Raw genomic sequence first — 14773 nt, 5'->3', positions numbered from 1 at the left:
GCCGTCATGAGCGCGCGCATCGGTGTGGTCGGCAGCAACATGGTCGATCTCGTCACCTATATCGACCGGATGCCGGCGGCGGGCGAGACCCTCGCCGCGCCGTCCTTCAGCATGGGGCATGGCGGCAAGGGCGCCAATCAGGCCGTCGCCGCCGCCAGGCTCGGCGGCGAGGTGCTGCTGGTCAGCCGTGTCGGCGATGACCTGTTCGGCGGCGGCACCATCCGCAACCTCCGGGACATCGGCATCGACGTGACGCATGTGCGCGCCGTGCCGGGCGCGCAGAGCGGCGTGGCGCCGATCTTCGTCGAGCCCTCGGGCGAGAACCGCATCCTGATCGTCAAGGGCGCCAACGAGCACCTGCTGCCGGCCGATGTGGACGCGGCCGCCGCGGACCTCGCCACCTGCGGGCTGATCCTGCTGCAACTCGAGATCCCACTGGAGACCGTGTACCACGTCATCGACTGGGCGGCCGCGCGCGGCATTCCGGTGCTGTTGAATCCGGCGCCGGCGGTGCCGGAGCTGGATGTCTCGCGCATCCTGGGCGCCACCTTCCTGGCGCCGAACCAGACGGAACTCGGCATCCTGAGCGGCTTGCCGGCGGAGACGCGGGAGCAGGCCGAGGCCGCCGCCCGCACGCTGGTGGCGCGCGGGGTGAGGCAGGTGATCGTGACCCTGGGCGCGGAGGGCGCGCTGCTGGTGACGGCCGAGGGCCCGGCGCGCCACGTGCCGGCCGTGCCGGTGCGGCCGGTGGACACCAGCGGCGCGGGCGATGCCTTCCTGGGAGCCTTCGCGCAGCATTACGCGAGCCACGGCGACACGCTCGCGGCGATGCGCTGGGGCGCCCTGTACGCGGCGGATTCGATCACCCGGCAGGGAACCCAGAAGGCCTTCGCCGGCGAGGCGGAGTTCGCCGCCTTCCGCGAGGCCCTCGGCGGGGGCTGAGGCACGGCCTCCGCGCGTTTTCCCGGAATTCCAGTCCCGATGCATCCAGGGCCGGGCGCGGCCCGTACCGCTCATGAGGGCACCGCAAGGCGGCCCGTGCAGCAAGGATCATCGGCCATGCATGTTTCGTACTCTCTGGCACTGGGCTTCGGCCTCGCGGCCGCCGCCGCCGCCACGCCCGCGGGGGCCGCCACGCTGCTCGCGCTGACGAACGACAGCCGCCTGGTGGAGATCGACAGCGAGACCCTCGGAGCTGGCCGGCCTGTCGCCATCCGCGGCGCCGAGGGCCGGTTGCTCGGCATCGACCAGCGTGCGGCGGACGGCAGGATCTATGGCGTCACCGACACCGGCCGCATCGTGACGATCGATCACCGGAGCGGGCAGGCCGTGGTGGTCGCGCGGCTGTCGGAGCCCTTCACGCCGGGCGGAAGGAGTGTGGTGGACTTCAACCCCATGGCCGACCGTCTGCGGCTGATGGGCATGAACGGTGCCAACTTCCGCGTGCATCCCGACACCGGCGCCGTGACGCGGGATGGCGGGCTGACATACCAGCCGGGTCCGCTGGGCGGCACCGTGCCGCGCATCGTGGCCGGCGCATACACCAACAGCATCGGCAAGCCGTCCTCCACGGCGCTGTACACCATCGACACGTCTCTCGGACAACTGAACCTGCAGGCACCCCCCAATGAGGGCGTGCAGCAGGCCAGGGGCGCCATGGAATCGCTGCCGGCCGGTGTCGCCTTCGACATCCTGGCGGACGCCCAGGGCGGAAACCGGGCCTGGCTGCTGTCCGCGGGCCAGCTCGGGGTTGTCACGCTGGAAACCGGTCAGGTGCGCCTCCTCGGCGCCGTCGCCGGCCTGCCGGGCAGCGAGATCGTCGACATTGCCGCCCTCCATTGAAGGCCACCCCTCCCCACCCGCCCTCCCGGGAGACCGTGATGCACAAGAAGGCCACCGTTGCCGATCTGCTGCTGATGCCGAAGCTCTACGCCCTGCCGCGCCGTGGCGTGCAGTCGGCGCTGGAGCACTTCGTCTGCGGCTACAGCGCCACGCTCTTCGCCCAGATGAGTGAGGGGGCGGGCCTCCTCCATGACGAGATGCAGCGCATCCTCGACCACACCGAGGCCGAGGTGCTGCATGAATCCGCCGTCGACGCGCATGGTCTGCGCCAGGGCATCTACCGCCTGCTGTTCCAGGATGGCGTGGTCGGCTTCGTGCGCATGCGGCTGCGGGAGGATCATCGCAGCGCCGAGCCGCCCCTGCCGCTGCGATCCGCCGGCTTCCACGTCGATTCCAGGCTGGCGGCGGTGCTGGCCAACCGGCTCCTCCGGGCGCTGATCCTCACGGAGGACCAGCCGGCACGGGGCGTGAACGCCCCGGTGGAGGATTTCCTGCTGTTCGACGGCGACGGAGCCTACCGGCCGGTGGTCGGGCAGATCTCGGACGACACCTTGCGCCGCCTTCTCAGCCTCGACCTTTCGCCCTGGCGCTGACCCGTGGCCGTGACCGGACGGGCCTCCCCGCCCGTCCGGTCAACGCCTACCGCGACGCGATCCTGCAGGCGCGGGGCTGCAACTCCACCCGGCGATCGAGCGCATCCGAGAGATCGTCCGTCCCGGTGCCGATCAGCAGCGCCGCCGCGCCCAGGCCGGTGGCCGTGGAGCGCGGCTCCAGTTCCGGCGCGCGGGCGACAAGGCCGCGGCGCACGGTCTCGGCCCGTCCGGCGGACAGGTGCTCGTTCCAGGCGGCGGTGCCGGTCGGGCTGGAATGGCCGGTCAGGTCGAGGCAGACGGCACGCGGGGTGCTCTGCGCGGCGATCTGGCGCAGCCACATCGGATAATCGCCGCTGATCTCGGGGTTGGGCCAGAAGGCGGGCGTGCCGGGGCGGAACAGGAACTTCATCGCCAGCCGCCCCTGGTCCAGGCCCTGCTTCACCACCTGGCCGAAGGCCGCCTCCGCCGCCTCCGCGCGGCCGAGGGCGCGGTTGCTGAGATAGAGGCCGTTGCGGGCCTTCATCGGGCTTCCGCCCGGCAGAGCGACGGCTGCCTCATAGGCGGCCAGCGCGGCGGCGTATCGCTCGTCCTCATAGGCGCGGATGCCATCGGCGATCAGCGCCTGGGCCGGCAAGGCCTCCAGGTAGCGGGGATCGATCGGCTCGCCGGGATCGCGCGCGCAGGTCTGCAGGTAGGCGGCGGTGATGGCCTCCGGCGACCAGGCGGGGCTGTCGCGGAAGAAGCCGGTCGGCGCCATGTCCACCGCCTCGGCGCGGACCCAGGCGGTCTCGTGCGAGACGACCTTGCCCGTGCGGAGATCGCCCAGCACGGCCCAGATGCGATAGGTGCCGGGTCGCGGTGCGCTGCTCGCCGGGATGACGCCCGGACCCGGGACCGGCGTGATGGCGCCCATCAGCACCACAGGCCTCGCCCGCAGGCTCTCCGTGCCGAAGGGTTGCAGGGCATAGTCCGGGTAGCGCTGGCCGATGATCTCCGCCATCCGCGCCTCCATCCCGCGTGTCGCGCTGGTCTGGATGCCGGTTGCGCGGTCGATCAGCGGATCGATCACCAGAGGATGCCGGCCGGAGGGGCCTGGCGGGTCGATCCGTGCCCGGTCGAACAGGGCGATGGTCAGGTCCCGTACCGCCTCGTCCAGCGTCTGGGCGTCCCTGGGCGGCTTCGGCGCTTCCGCCACCCGCATGGGCAGGGTCGGGGCGGCGGCTTCGGGGGAGGGAGGGGTGGTGCATCCGGCCAGCAGGCCGAGGAGGCCGAGGCAGGACATGGCGCGGAACAGGGCAGGGGGGGACATGGCTCGGATCTCCGGAGGCTTCGTGGTCTGGATGGAGGTCAGGGCTGCCGCTCGCCGCAGCCATCGCGCAGCCGTTGCCGGTCCGCTGCGCCAAGCGCCTCGCCCAACTGCGCGCGCAGGATCGTGGCGCGGCAGGCCGCCAGGGCCTCGGACCGCGGCGGCGCCGGAGCTGCCCGGCCGGGCGAACTCACCGGGGCGGATGGCCCCGGCCGGGGCGAGGCCGACCGGGGCGGGGTCGGGCCGGCCCTGTCCGGCCCATCCGGCCGCGCCAGCGACGCCGAGGCGGGGCCGGGAGGTGGAGCCGGCGTCGCGTTCTCCGGCCCCGGCGGCATGTCCGGAGCCGGGACGGGCGCGGCCAGGGCGTTGAGCCCCGGCGCGGTGTCCAGGGGAGCCTCCGCCGGCGCCTCCCCCGGAACAGGGGGAATCGGCAGTGCGATCACGGCGGGAGGGGCGATGGAGCTCAGGTCCTGCGGCGGCGGAAGCGCGCGCGGCGCCAGGCCGGATGCCCAGCGGCGCAGTGGCTCGGCGGGTGGGTCGCCCGGCCATGGGATGGCCAGGACCATGGCCACGCCGAGCACGCAGCCGGCCAGGCCCAGGCCCACCCATCCCGCCGGCCGCCGCCAGGGCGGATCGGAGCGGTCCACCGGCGCCGCCCCCGACCGCACGACCCGATAGGGCCCCGGATAGGGCCCCGGTGCGGCCGTGGCCGCGGCGGGCCGCCCGATCCCCGCATGCCAGGCAGCGAGATGCGCCGTGGACGGCGCCGGTGTGGGCAGCACCACCTGCGACGGGTCCGGCTGTGCCGCCTGGCCGAAGGCGGGGATCGCCGGGCGCGGCGCGCGGGGGGAAAGCCGTCCCGCATCCCCTGAGGAAGCGGAGGAGGCAGGCCGGATGCGATGCGCCGTATCCAAGTTGTTCTTCCTCTCGCCAATGACCGCCCCGGGGCTACGGCGGGAGAGGAAGATCAGATGCAGTCATCGCGATGCCGTGATCGGGGAAGGTCGGCCGGCGACAGGAAGATCGAGCGGACAGAGATGACGGGGTTTGGAATCAGGCCGAGAACAACTTCTTGGGTAAAAAACTGTAAGCCATTGTTCTGGAACAATTCATTGCCCCTTCCTGGACCTGCCGGCTTGGCGGGGATGACGTCTCGTCGGGGGCGCCGGGTTCATGCGCCCCCGACGGCGGTCAGCCGGCCGATGAACAGAATGGGTCCCGTCGGCCTGCCGGTGGGCGAGCCCCCCGGAGGTTCCAGGCTGATCTCGATCAGCATGCCGGGAGACGGCGCAAGGCCGCCCGGCGTGACCGTGACGCTGCCGTCCCCGGGAATCAGGCCGAGCGAGGTCGGTGCCGTGGCGCCCTGCGGCAGCGCCCAGAGCTGCAGCACCCGGCTCGGATCGACCGGCTGCGGATTGAGCGCGGCCAGCCGCAGCGCGCCGCCCTGCGCCTCGACCAGCCAGGCCGGCTGGTCGCGCTGGGTGAGCAGGACGGTGGTCAGGCGCTCCGGCGCCGGCCGCAGCCACAGGAAGGCGGCCAGCCCGGCGGCGAGCGCCGTGCTGCCGAGCGCCCAGCCCCGCCACATCCAGCCGGCCCTCTCCCGGCGCGGCGCGGCGCGCGAGGGGGCCGGCCCGAGTCCCGCCAGCGAGGCCTCGATGCGCGGCCAGAGCGCCGGTGGAGGGTCGAGCGCGGGCTGCAGATGGGAAAGCGGCGCCAGCCGGCGGCGCCACCCGTCCACCTCCTGCCGCAGCCCGGCATCGCCGGGCAGGGCCTCCTCCAGTGCCGCCGCCTCACGCGCCTCCAGCGTGCCGAGCACGTATTCGGCGGCCAGCAGATCTCTCTCCTCGCGATCCTCGGGGATCATGTCATGCACTCCCGCAGCCGCAGCAGGCCGCGACGGATCATCGATTTCACCGTGCCGAGTGGCGCCTTGAGCCGTTCACCGATCTGCGGATGCGACAGGCCGTGCACGAAGGCCAGCAGGATGGCGCCGCGAGGATGGGCGTCGAGCTGGTCCAGGCATTCCTGCAGCCGCCGGCCGTCCTCCTGCTCCGCGATCCCCTCCAGGACGCGGGGCTCCAGCGCCGCGTCGCCCAGGCCGGGGTCGTCGGTCGGCAGTTCCCGCCCGCGCGCCCGGGCGCGGTCCAGCGCCGCGTTGCGGACGATGCCCATCATCCAGGCGGCTGCCGGGCCGCGCGCGGAATCGTACTGGCCCGCACGGCCCGCGATCTTGAGGAAGGCGTCGTGCACCGCATCGGCCGCGGCCTCGCGGTCGCGCAGGATCGCCATGGCGACGCCGAACATGCGGCTGGCCTGCGCATCATAGACCGGCCGCAGGGCGTCCCGGCGGCCGCGCGCGATATCCGCGAGCAGAAACTCCATGCTCTGGTGCTGACCGTCCATGCGCCCTCCGCCGCTTCCGGGAGGCGAGACGGATTTCGCCGGGAGCGCAAGGGCAGGCATGCCTGACATCTGCTTGATGGGCGGCGGGGAAGGGCCGTGCCGCCTGGCTGGACCAGCGGTCCGCATCCTTCCGGCATGGCGCCGCCGACCTTGGGCCCGCAGGAATGGCAGGGGAGGCCGCCGCGATGGCGCGGCAACCGGCGGATGAAGGCAAACGAAAATTTCCCCGCCTCCGGCGCGGCCCTGGCGTGGCCCCCCGCCATGCCGCAGACTGCGGCCAACGCCCGGCACGGACCGGCGATGGTGAGGGAAACGCAGGACATGAACGTGTTCGAGGCGCGCGGGGCGCCGTCCCGGCCCGGTGCGGCCGGCCGTCTCCCGGTGCCGGCCGCATGACGGGCGAGGCCCTGCCGGATTCGCGGACCGCCTGGATTCGTCTCTCCGCCATCATCACGCTCTCCATGCTGGGCGGCGTGGGAATGTGGTCCGTCATTGTCGCGCTGCCCTATGTGCAGGCCGAGTTCGGCGTGACGCGTGGCGCCGCCTCGCTGCCCTATACCCTGACCATGCTGGGCTTCGGCGCCGGCGGCATCCTGATGGGGCGGCTCACGGACCGGTTCGGCGCCATGCGGCCGCTGATGGGCGCGACCGTGATGCTGGCCGTCGGCTATGTCCTCGCCGGGATGGCGCCGGACCTGGCCTTCTACACCCTGGCCCAGGGTCTGATGATCGGCATGCTCGGCGCCTCCGCCGCCTTCGCGCCGCTGGTGGCCGATGCCTCGCTCTGGTTCCGGCGGCGGCGCGGCACCGCCGTGGCCCTGGCGGCCTCGGGCAACTATCTGGCGGGTGTCGTCTGGCCGCCGGTGCTGACCTGGCTGATCGGCGCGCATGGCTGGCGCGTGGCGCACATGATGGTGGGCGGCATCTGCCTGCTGACGATGCTGCCGCTGGCCCTGGTGCTGCGCGCCCGCGCGCCGGGATCGCGGGACGGCGAAGGCCCGGGCGAGGCGGGACGGGCCCGCCCGCTCGGCCTCTCGCGCAACGGCCTGACGGCGATCCTCTGCTGCGCCGGCGTGGCCTGCTGCGTCGCCATGTCGATGCCGCAGGTGCACATCGTCGCCTATTGCGGCGACCTCGGCTATGGCGTGGCGCGCGGGGCGGAGATGCTTTCCGTGATGCTCGCCTGCGGCATCGTGTCACGCATCGGCTCCGGCCTCATCGCCGACAGGATCGGCGGGCTGGCGACGCTGCTTCTGGGCTCGGTGCTGCAGGGGCTGGCCCTGTCGCTGTTCCTGTTCTTCGACGGCCTGGCCTCATTGTTCATGCTCTCGGCCCTTTTCGGCGTGGTGCAGGGGGGCATCGTGCCGTCCTACGCGGTGATCGTGCGTGAGAGCTTTCCGGCCTCGGAGGTCGGGACGCGCGTGGGCATCGTGCTGATGGCGACGCTGGTGGGGATGGCGCTGGGCGGCTGGCTCTCCGGCGTCATCTTCGATCTGACCGGCAGCTATGCCGCCGCCTTCCTGAACGGCGTCATCTGGAACGCGGCGAATGTGCTGATCGTCGCCTGGCTGCTGCTGCGGGGGCGGCGTGCCGCCGGACGGGTGCCGGCTTCCCCGGCGGGTTTGGTTCTTTAGCGCCGCCGGGCGGCGTGCTAGGGCCGCAGGATCGATGTTCCGTCGTGCCCGTCCAGGCTGGCGGCGGAACGGAGCAGACAACCAGGCGGGCGCGAGGCCTGCCGCGGCCCCGTTTTGCAAGGGTAGGGTCACATGATCCAGCGCCTTCTCTCCGTCAGTCGCTTCATCATGATCATCCCCTTCGCCGTGACGCTGGCATGCTCCTTCGTCATGCTATTCTACCAGAGCGCCGTCACGATCGCCTCCGCGATCGAACTGGCGCAGCGGGGAGAGGTGAACCAGACGGTGATGAAGATCTTCGCCGTCGAGGTCATCCAGGCCATCGACGTCTTCCTGATCGCGATCGCCAGCTACATCACGAGCATCGGCCTCTACACGCTCTTCATCGATGAGAAGCTGCCCCGCCCGTCCTGGCTGCGGCTCCAGAACCTGGAGGATCTCAAGGACAATCTCATCAGCGTCGTCATCGCGGTCCTGGCGGTGCTGTTCCTGCGCGAGGCGGTCGCCTGGGAAGGCAATCTGGGCATCGCATCCTTCGGCGCGGCCTGCGCCCTGGTGATCGCCTCGCTGGTGTTCTTCCTGGTGAAGAGCCGCAGGAGCGACGACTGACGCGCGGCATTCCGGGCGCCTTCAGGAGAGGTCCGGAATGCCGCCTGGCGGGGATCACCGGCGGATCACCCCAGGTCCGGCGCCATCTGGATCGACTGTGGCGCGACGACGGCAAAAGGCCGCTCCTCGTGTTCCGGCTCGGCCCGCGTGGCGGCGCGGAGCAGCGAGGCGGCCATCAGGACCCCGGCGGCGCCCGCCATGAGGTACAGGACGCCGTCGATGTCGAGGTGGCCCATGATCCAGGAGGCGGAGACCGGCCCGCAGGCCGAGCCTATGCCGCTCACCAGGATCATGCGGCCGCTGATGGAGACAACGCGTTCCGCCGGCAGGTGGTCCATCGCGTGGGAGACGCAGACCGGGTAGAGCGCCGACATGAACCCGCCCAGCAGCGCCGCCAGGGGCAGGATCGCGGCGAAGGTCTTCGGCGCGATGCTCAGGGCGAGCGCGGTGCCCGCCACGCCCGCCGCGAGGGCCCCCGCCAGCAGGCGCCGGTCCAGCCGGTCCGAGAGCAGGCCGACGGGGACCTGGAAGGCGAATCCGCCCAGCACGGCGGTGAGCATGAACAGCGAGATGGTCGTCTGCGGAATGTCGTTCACCAGCATCCAGGCCGGGAAGACGGCGTAGAAGGTCGCGCCCACCATGCCGGCGATGAAGCATCCCAGCACGGCCAGCGGCGCCGCGCGCAGCAGTTCGCCGTAGGTCAGCCCTTCCTCGACGGTGAGCGGTGGCGGCTCGGCGCGCGTGGTGCTCACCATGATCAGCGCCAGGGCGAAGGTCACCGAGATGATGCTGAACGGCAGGCTGCCCTCGACAGGAAAGGAGGCGATGAGCAGCTGGCCGACCGCCAGGGCCAGAAAGGTGCCGACCATGTAGAAGGCGAAGACCCGGCCCCGTATCGCGCGGGGCGCCTTGGCGTGCAGCCAGCTCTCCGTCGTCACGAAAAGGCCGGCGCAGCCGTAACCGATCGCGGCGCGCAACACGCTCCAGGCGGCGAGGTCGCTGACGGCCGACATCGCGGCCGTCGCGGCGATGACAATGCCCCCGAAGGCCGTATAGGATCGGATATGGCCGATCCTCTGCAGAAGTCGGCCACAGGAGACGGCGCCGATGGTGAAGCCGATGAAATAGGCGCTCAGGACAATACCCTCAAAGGCGGGATCGAAGGATTCGATGCCGAGCCGCAGCGAGACCACCGTCGTGAAGAAGCCGTTTGCCAGCTGGATCAGGCTGGTTGCCAGAATCAGGGTGCCAAGCTGTGCGCGCACCGGGGACTCCTTCGTGATCATGAACCACAGAGCTGCTTCCGCGGCATTCCCAACCCGATCAGACTGCCCCGCCGAGGACAAGCGCCATGTCGCGGATCCTCCCCCACGGCGCGCGCCGGCTCGGGCCATGGCCTGCCTGCTGTCCGTCCTGACGGTGGGCCTGATGACAGGATCGGCCGCCCGGGCGCAAGGGCCGGCGGAAGCGCCCCAGGACCGGGGCATGCTGACACTGCTCAACGAGAACGACATGTGGGGCGGCACGGACCGCTACTACACCAACGGTCTGCGGCTGGGCTGGACCTCGCCCGTCGGCGCGCCTCCCGCCGCTCTCTCCTGGCTCGACCGGCAGTTCGACTGGCTGCTCGGCGATGGTGCGTTCCGATGGTCCCTGTCGCTCGACCAGGCGATCTTCACGCCGGAGGACATCCGAAACCGGCGTCCCGATCCCCGCGACCGCCCCTATGCCGGCCACCTGTCCCTCACGCTCGGCCTGGAGCGGGCCACGGAGCACGAACGCACCGTGCTGGCCTTCCAGCTCGGCCTGGTCGGCCCCGGCGCCGGCGGCGAGTTCATCCAGAACCGCTGGCACGACGTCATCAACAAGTACCACGCCGAGGGCTGGGACACACAGTTGCGCGACGAGCCGACCTTCGGCGTCCTGGCGGAACGCAACTGGCGGGTTTCCACGGGCCGTCTCGGCACCTTCGACACCGAGATCATCCCGGCCGCGACCCTGTCGCTCGGAACGGCCCATACCTATGCCGGCGGCGGGATCACCTTCCGCCTGGGCGACGCGCTCGATGCGGACTGGGGCCCGTCCCGCCTGCGGCCCTCCCTCGGGGACAGCGTGCCGGGACGGCCGAGACAGGCCTTAGGCTGGTATGTCTTCGGCGGTATCGGAGGGCGCGGCGTGGCGCGCAACCTGTTCCTCGACGGCAGCACCTGGCGCGACAGCGCCAGTGTCGATCGGCGGCCCGTGGTCGGCGAGATCGAGGCGGGACTGGCCGTCTTCTGGCGCGGCATGCGGCTGGCCTATACCCAGGTCTGGCAGTCGAAGGAGTTCAGCGAGCAGAAGGGGGGGCAGAGTTTCGGCGCGATCAGCCTGACCATTCCGTTCTAGGATACCGGTCGTAACGACCGGGGACTCCCTTCATGAAGGCCGGCGGTTTTCTTCCCGTCCTGCTGGGACTCGGGGCGGTTGTGCTGGTGCTCGCCGGGCTTTGGGCGGCGGCGTCCCTGATGGCGCCGCTGACCGTCGCCCTGTTCATCATCGCATCGGTCGTCCCGTGGCAGCGGCAGCTGGAACGCATCCTGCCGCGCCCGCTGGCGATGCTGCTGATGCTGCTGGCCATCGTGACCGTCGTGGGCGCTTTCGGCAGCCTCGCCGTCTGGGCCGTCAACCGCGCCGGTCACTGGCTGGTCGAGAACAGCGCCAGCATCCTGGCCCTCTACGCGGCGGCGACGGCCATGCTCGACGCCCAGGGGCTGGACACGGCCGCCGCCCTGGCCGGGCAGCTCGATGTCTCCATGATGCTGCGCACCGCGCGCAGCCTGGCGGCCTATCTGCAAGGCTTCATCAGCTTCATGATGCTGATGCTGATCTTCATCATCCTGGGCCTGCCGGAGGCGGGGCCGGTGGCGCGCCGGCTGGAGGCGCTGGGGCCGGAGGGCCATGGCGGCCGGGCGTTGCGCGTCGCCAGGTCGACCTCGCGGAAGTTCCAGCACTACCTGCTGGTCCGCACGGTGATGAGCCTGGCGACAGGCCTCTGTGTCTATGGCATCGCACTGCTGTTTCATCTGGAACTGGCCCTGGAATGGGGTGTGCTCGCCTTCGTGCTGAACTACCTCCCCTTCATCGGCCCCCTGGTCGCGACGATCCTGCCGGCGCTGCTCGCCGGGGTGCAGTTCGGGGCCCTGACGCCGGCGGTCGGTGTCATGCTCGTCATGATCCTCACGCAGAATCTCATCGGCACCTATGTGGAACCGCGCGTGGCGGGCAACGCGCTGGCGATCTCGCCCTTCCTCATTCTGCTGGCGGTCTTCTTCTGGAGCTTCCTGTGGGGCATTGCCGGCGCCTTCATCGGCGTGCCGATCGCCATCGCCATCATGGAAGCCTGTGGCGCCTATCCCCGTACCCGCTGGGTCGCGGCCCTGCTTTCCGCCGCATCCTCCGATCCGGTGCCGCGCCGGGCTTCCGGGGAATCATGAAGGGGCGGGCGCCATGCCCTGGCGCCCGCCCCCTGGCCGATGTGTCTGACGAAGACGGGCGCTACCGGACCGCCTCGGGATCCGGCGGGATGTCGCCCGGACGATAGTTGGGCAGGCCGCCGGACGGGATGATGGCGATGAGCGCCAGGCCGGCCATGATCAGCAGGCCGATCTTGAGGGCCCGCAACCGGGCCTCGGTGTTGATCCGCACCGCCTCGGTCACCTGCTCGGGCGAGGCCGTCGTGTTGCTGAGCACGGCCTGCAGGCGGTCGTTGCTGACGAAGTTGATGTTGTCGAGATTGACCTGGGCGCGCAGCTCCTCGGTCAGCACCGGGCTGGCCGTGACCCTGCCGAGGACGGCGCTGCTCAGCAGGCCGACCACGAGCGCCCCGGCGACGGCGGTGCCCACGGCGGAGGCCAGGTTCTGCGTGGTGCCCCGCAGCGAGCCGACATCGCTGGCCAGTTCCTTGGGCGAGGCGGTGACCAGCACGTTGAACAGCAGGGTGACAAGCGCGCCCTGGCCGATGCCGAAGAGGATCAGCCCGAGCAGGACAGGCCACTCGTTCCAGTCGTTGCGCACGACGAAGGCCAGCCAGAGCAGGGCCACGGTGCAGATGACGAAGCTGCACCGCGCGATCAGCCGCGGCGTCATCTTGTCGTAGAGATTGACGACCAGCATGGCGGTGAAGAAGACGGTCAGGTTGAAGGGCATCATGGCCACGGCCGTGGCGATCGGCGATCGGCCCTGCACGATCTGGATATAGAGCGGCACCAGGAAGTTCAGCGCCGCCTCCAGCGCCACGACGACGAACAGGGCATAGACCGCGGAGCGCTCCTTCGGCGAATCCACGACCTCCAGCGCCAGCAGGGGCGTCCGTCCCTGCGCCCTGGCGCGGTGCGTCCAGGCCAGGAAGGCCTGGCCCAGCACGATGCCGAGGATGATCAGCACCGGCGCGGGGGACAGGCCCAGGAGGTCGAACGGCGCCCCCGGCCGCGCCCATCCGAGGCCCCAGCGGTTCAGGTTGTTGAAGCCGAAGCTGATGCAGATGATGGCGGCGGCCGCGAGCACGACGCCTAGCAGGTCGATCCGGACATCGGGATGCGGGGTCGAGGGCTTGAGGCGCAGGCTGGCGGCGAAGGCGATGGCGGAGGCCACGATCAGGATGCCGAAGGAGGGCCGCCAGCCGATATGGGTGCCGAGAACGCCGCCGATCACGAAGGCCAGCACCCCCGCGGCGGCGCGGGCCGAACCCAGCGCGCCCACCGCCGTGGCCTGCTGGCGCCCGCGGTAGTTCTCGGCGATCAGCGCGACCAGGCAGGGAACGATCACGGCGGCCGAAAGGCCGCACAGGGCCTGCGCCGTGATCATCAGCGTCGCGGTCGGCGTGAGCGTCATCAGCACCTGTGCCGCGAGGAAAGCGAGGATGGCGCCACGGAAGACGCGGGACGGGCCGAAGCGCTGGGAAAGCTTCGCGCCCAGCATGACGAAGCCCGCGACCAGCATGCCGTACATCACGATGCCGGTGGCCACCGTGGTCGGCGGCACATCGAAGCTGGCCACCATGCCGCCCAGCGCCACGGGAAGAGAGGCCACGTTGAACGACATGATCATCTGGCCGAGCACGATGGCCATGAGGGGAACCCAGCTCTCGCGGCTCTCCGCGTCCTGGCCTGTCACATCGGCGTCGAGCGCCATGGCGTTCTCCAGTTCATGCTTGCCGAAAGAATCGGAATGGCCTCAGGCCGGCTTGGACACCAGCAGGTCGAGGCCGAGGCGATGCGACAGGAACCGCGCCACCTGCTGACCCTTGACGCTGTTGCCCGCCTTGTCCAGCCGTGGCGCATAGGTGCCGAGGCCGCCTTTCCCGGGGGAGACGGTGACGATGCCGCCGCCGATGCCGCTCTTGCCCGGAAGGCCGATCTCGTAGAGCCAGTCTCCGGAGGTTTCGTAGAGCCCGGCGGTGATCATGACGGCCAGGGTGTAGTGGCAGACCTCCGGGCTGACGATCTGCTCGCCGGTCACCGGATTGACGCCGCCATCGGCCAGCGTGGCGCCCATGATCGCTAGATCCCGCGCGGTGACCTGAAGCGAGCACTGGCGGGTGTAGAGATCGGTCGCCTCGGCCGGGTCGGAGTAGATGGCGCCCATCCCATGCAGCGCATTGGCGATGCCGCGGTTGCGGAAATTGGTCTCGCTGGCGCAGCGGTAGGTTTCCTCATCCAGCTCCAGCTGCCGGCCGGCGAAGCGGCTCAGGCCCTGATGAATGAAGCTCCACTTCTCCGCCTCCGACAGGCCGGGAACCAGGCTCGTCGTCGCGATGGCGCCGGGATTGACCATCGGATTCGTCTTGCCGTCGCGGCTGAACTCGATGGCCGCCAGCGAATTGAAGGGGCGGCCGGTGCCGTTCACGCCGAGCTTCTCGCGTGCGGCCTGCGGGCCCAGGAGCTGACAGACCAGCGCGAAGAGAAATGGCTTGGAGACGCTCATGATCGTGAATGGCGTCTCGACATCCCCGACGGCGGCGATCCCGCCGTCATTCGCCACGATGCAGATGCCGAACTGCTGAGGCGGCACCCGCGCCAGGGCGGGATAGACGGTGGAAACCTCGCCCTCCTCGGAGTCCTTGAAGCGGTTGTAGGCCTCGTCGATCAGGCGTTTGACCGGCTCCTCGTCGGGAAGCTGGCCGGTCGAGACGTAATCATAGCCTTCCTCCTCGGAAGGCTGGGGAAATGGGGACACCTCCATGGCGGACCTACTCCTCCCGATACCGACATCGTTGTTCTTCTGTTGAGTGGGCGTCGTCGAAGCCCGGGCATGCCGGAGCGCATACCTTCACCTCTGCAGTGAGGCTGCGCCTCCGAAAGAGTGTCGTCAATTTGCATGTCAACGTCCGCCACGCGAACGGGGATGAC

The 14773-nt window shown here is 70.6% G+C and carries 14 protein-coding genes; 7 read left to right on the top strand and 7 right to left on the bottom strand.

The window, feature by feature from the left end; translation table 11 throughout:
• Positions 1–6 precede the first annotated feature (6 nt).
• The 3 genes from rbsK (at position 7) to ACF3NH_RS02985 (ending at position 2435) form a co-directional block, all read left to right on the top strand.
• Positions 7–942 (top strand): ribokinase, encoded by a 936-nt coding sequence (rbsK, locus tag ACF3NH_RS02995; protein WP_422921806.1) that lies wholly within the window; start codon positions 7–9, stop codon positions 940–942.
• Positions 943–1059: 117 nt separating this feature from the next.
• On the top strand, positions 1060–1842 hold the full coding sequence (locus ACF3NH_RS02990; protein ID WP_422921805.1) for a DUF4394 domain-containing protein: 783 nt from the start codon (positions 1060–1062) through the stop codon (positions 1840–1842).
• Between the two features lie 38 nt (positions 1843–1880).
• Positions 1881–2435: a hypothetical protein gene (locus ACF3NH_RS02985; protein ID WP_198365808.1), complete on the top strand. Its 555-nt coding sequence runs from the start codon at positions 1881–1883 to the stop codon at positions 2433–2435.
• 46 nt (positions 2436–2481) lie between these two features.
• Here ACF3NH_RS02985 and ACF3NH_RS02980 read toward each other — a convergent pair whose 3' ends face one another.
• The 4 genes from ACF3NH_RS02980 to ACF3NH_RS02965 form a co-directional block, all read right to left on the bottom strand.
• The gene (locus ACF3NH_RS02980) at positions 2482–3744 is read right to left on the bottom strand and encodes an OmpA family protein (protein ID WP_422921804.1); all 1263 of its coding nucleotides are present in this window, start codon (positions 3742–3744) and stop codon (positions 2482–2484) included.
• A gap of 38 nt (positions 3745–3782) precedes the next feature.
• A complete protein-coding gene (locus ACF3NH_RS02975; protein ID WP_422921803.1) occupies positions 3783–4655 on the bottom strand; it encodes a hypothetical protein in 873 nt (290 codons plus the stop codon).
• Between the two features lie 257 nt (positions 4656–4912).
• Positions 4913–5605 carry an anti-sigma factor gene (locus tag ACF3NH_RS02970; RefSeq protein WP_422921801.1) on the bottom strand — a complete coding sequence of 231 codons (693 nt, stop codon included), beginning with the start codon at positions 5603–5605 and terminating at the stop codon, positions 4913–4915.
• Entirely contained in the window at positions 5602–6144 is a 543-nt protein-coding gene (locus ACF3NH_RS02965) for a sigma-70 family RNA polymerase sigma factor (RefSeq protein ID WP_422921800.1), read from the bottom strand. The genes ACF3NH_RS02970 and ACF3NH_RS02965 overlap by 4 nt, the downstream gene beginning before the upstream one ends.
• Positions 6145–6536: 392 nt before the next feature.
• On the opposite strand from ACF3NH_RS02965, the gene ACF3NH_RS02960 reads away from it, so the two are divergent.
• Positions 6537–7778, top strand: a complete 1242-nt coding sequence (locus ACF3NH_RS02960; protein WP_422921799.1) for an MFS transporter — start codon at positions 6537–6539, stop codon at positions 7776–7778.
• Between the two features lie 132 nt (positions 7779–7910).
• Complete coding sequence (locus tag ACF3NH_RS02955) at positions 7911–8387, top strand: YqhA family protein (protein WP_422921798.1); 477 nt, start codon at positions 7911–7913, stop codon at positions 8385–8387.
• 65 nt (positions 8388–8452) lie between these two features.
• Here the strand turns inward: ACF3NH_RS02955 and ACF3NH_RS02950 are convergent, their stop codons facing one another.
• Positions 8453–9652 carry an MFS transporter gene (locus ACF3NH_RS02950; protein WP_370591961.1) on the bottom strand — a complete coding sequence of 400 codons (1200 nt, stop codon included), beginning with the start codon at positions 9650–9652 and terminating at the stop codon, positions 8453–8455.
• Here ACF3NH_RS02950 and ACF3NH_RS02945 point away from each other — a divergent pair.
• Both ACF3NH_RS02945 and ACF3NH_RS02940 read left to right on the top strand, forming a co-directional pair.
• The gene (locus ACF3NH_RS02945) at positions 9558–10772 is read left to right on the top strand and encodes a lipid A deacylase LpxR family protein (RefSeq protein WP_422921797.1); all 1215 of its coding nucleotides are present in this window, start codon (positions 9558–9560) and stop codon (positions 10770–10772) included. The two genes, ACF3NH_RS02950 and ACF3NH_RS02945, sit on opposite strands and share 95 nt — an antisense overlap.
• A gap of 32 nt (positions 10773–10804) precedes the next feature.
• Positions 10805–11860, top strand: coding sequence for an AI-2E family transporter (locus ACF3NH_RS02940; protein ID WP_198365819.1), 1056 nt, complete (start codon positions 10805–10807; stop codon positions 11858–11860).
• Positions 11861–11921: 61 nt separating this feature from the next.
• On the opposite strand, the gene ACF3NH_RS02935 is transcribed toward ACF3NH_RS02940, so the two are convergent.
• Together ACF3NH_RS02935 and glsA are read right to left on the bottom strand one after the other, a co-directional pair.
• Positions 11922–13556: an MFS transporter gene (locus tag ACF3NH_RS02935; protein ID WP_422921795.1), complete on the bottom strand. Its 1635-nt coding sequence runs from the start codon at positions 13554–13556 to the stop codon at positions 11922–11924.
• A gap of 42 nt (positions 13557–13598) precedes the next feature.
• A complete protein-coding gene (gene glsA / locus ACF3NH_RS02930; RefSeq protein WP_422921794.1) occupies positions 13599–14606 on the bottom strand; it encodes a glutaminase A in 1008 nt (335 codons plus the stop codon).
• Positions 14607–14773 lie beyond the last annotated feature (167 nt).

The sequence above is a fragment of the Pseudoroseomonas sp. WGS1072 genome (assembly GCF_049340465.1).
Classification (GTDB): domain Bacteria; phylum Pseudomonadota; class Alphaproteobacteria; order Acetobacterales; family Acetobacteraceae; genus Pseudoroseomonas.
Note: the sequence above shows the minus strand (reverse complement) of the source record. Positions and strands in the feature narration are given on the sequence as shown.

Coding starts and splice junctions, on each gene's coding strand:
- rbsK (WP_422921806.1), top strand. CDS start 7: ATGAGCGCGCGCATCGGTGTGGTCGGCAGCAACATGGTCGATCTCGTC.
- ACF3NH_RS02990 (WP_422921805.1), top strand. CDS start 1,060: ATGCATGTTTCGTACTCTCTGGCACTGGGCTTCGGCCTCGCGGCCGCC.
- ACF3NH_RS02985 (WP_198365808.1), top strand. CDS start 1,881: ATGCACAAGAAGGCCACCGTTGCCGATCTGCTGCTGATGCCGAAGCTC.
- ACF3NH_RS02980 (WP_422921804.1), bottom strand. CDS start 3,744: ATGTCCCCCCCTGCCCTGTTCCGCGCCATGTCCTGCCTCGGCCTCCTC.
- ACF3NH_RS02970 (WP_422921801.1), bottom strand. CDS start 5,605: ATGATCCCCGAGGATCGCGAGGAGAGAGATCTGCTGGCCGCCGAATAC.
- ACF3NH_RS02965 (WP_422921800.1), bottom strand. CDS start 6,144: ATGGACGGTCAGCACCAGAGCATGGAGTTTCTGCTCGCGGATATCGCG.
- ACF3NH_RS02960 (WP_422921799.1), top strand. CDS start 6,537: ATGACGGGCGAGGCCCTGCCGGATTCGCGGACCGCCTGGATTCGTCTC.
- ACF3NH_RS02955 (WP_422921798.1), top strand. CDS start 7,911: ATGATCCAGCGCCTTCTCTCCGTCAGTCGCTTCATCATGATCATCCCC.
- ACF3NH_RS02945 (WP_422921797.1), top strand. CDS start 9,558: ATGCCGAGCCGCAGCGAGACCACCGTCGTGAAGAAGCCGTTTGCCAGC.
- ACF3NH_RS02940 (WP_198365819.1), top strand. CDS start 10,805: ATGAAGGCCGGCGGTTTTCTTCCCGTCCTGCTGGGACTCGGGGCGGTT.
- ACF3NH_RS02935 (WP_422921795.1), bottom strand. CDS start 13,556: ATGGCGCTCGACGCCGATGTGACAGGCCAGGACGCGGAGAGCCGCGAG.
- glsA (WP_422921794.1), bottom strand. CDS start 14,606: ATGGAGGTGTCCCCATTTCCCCAGCCTTCCGAGGAGGAAGGCTATGAT.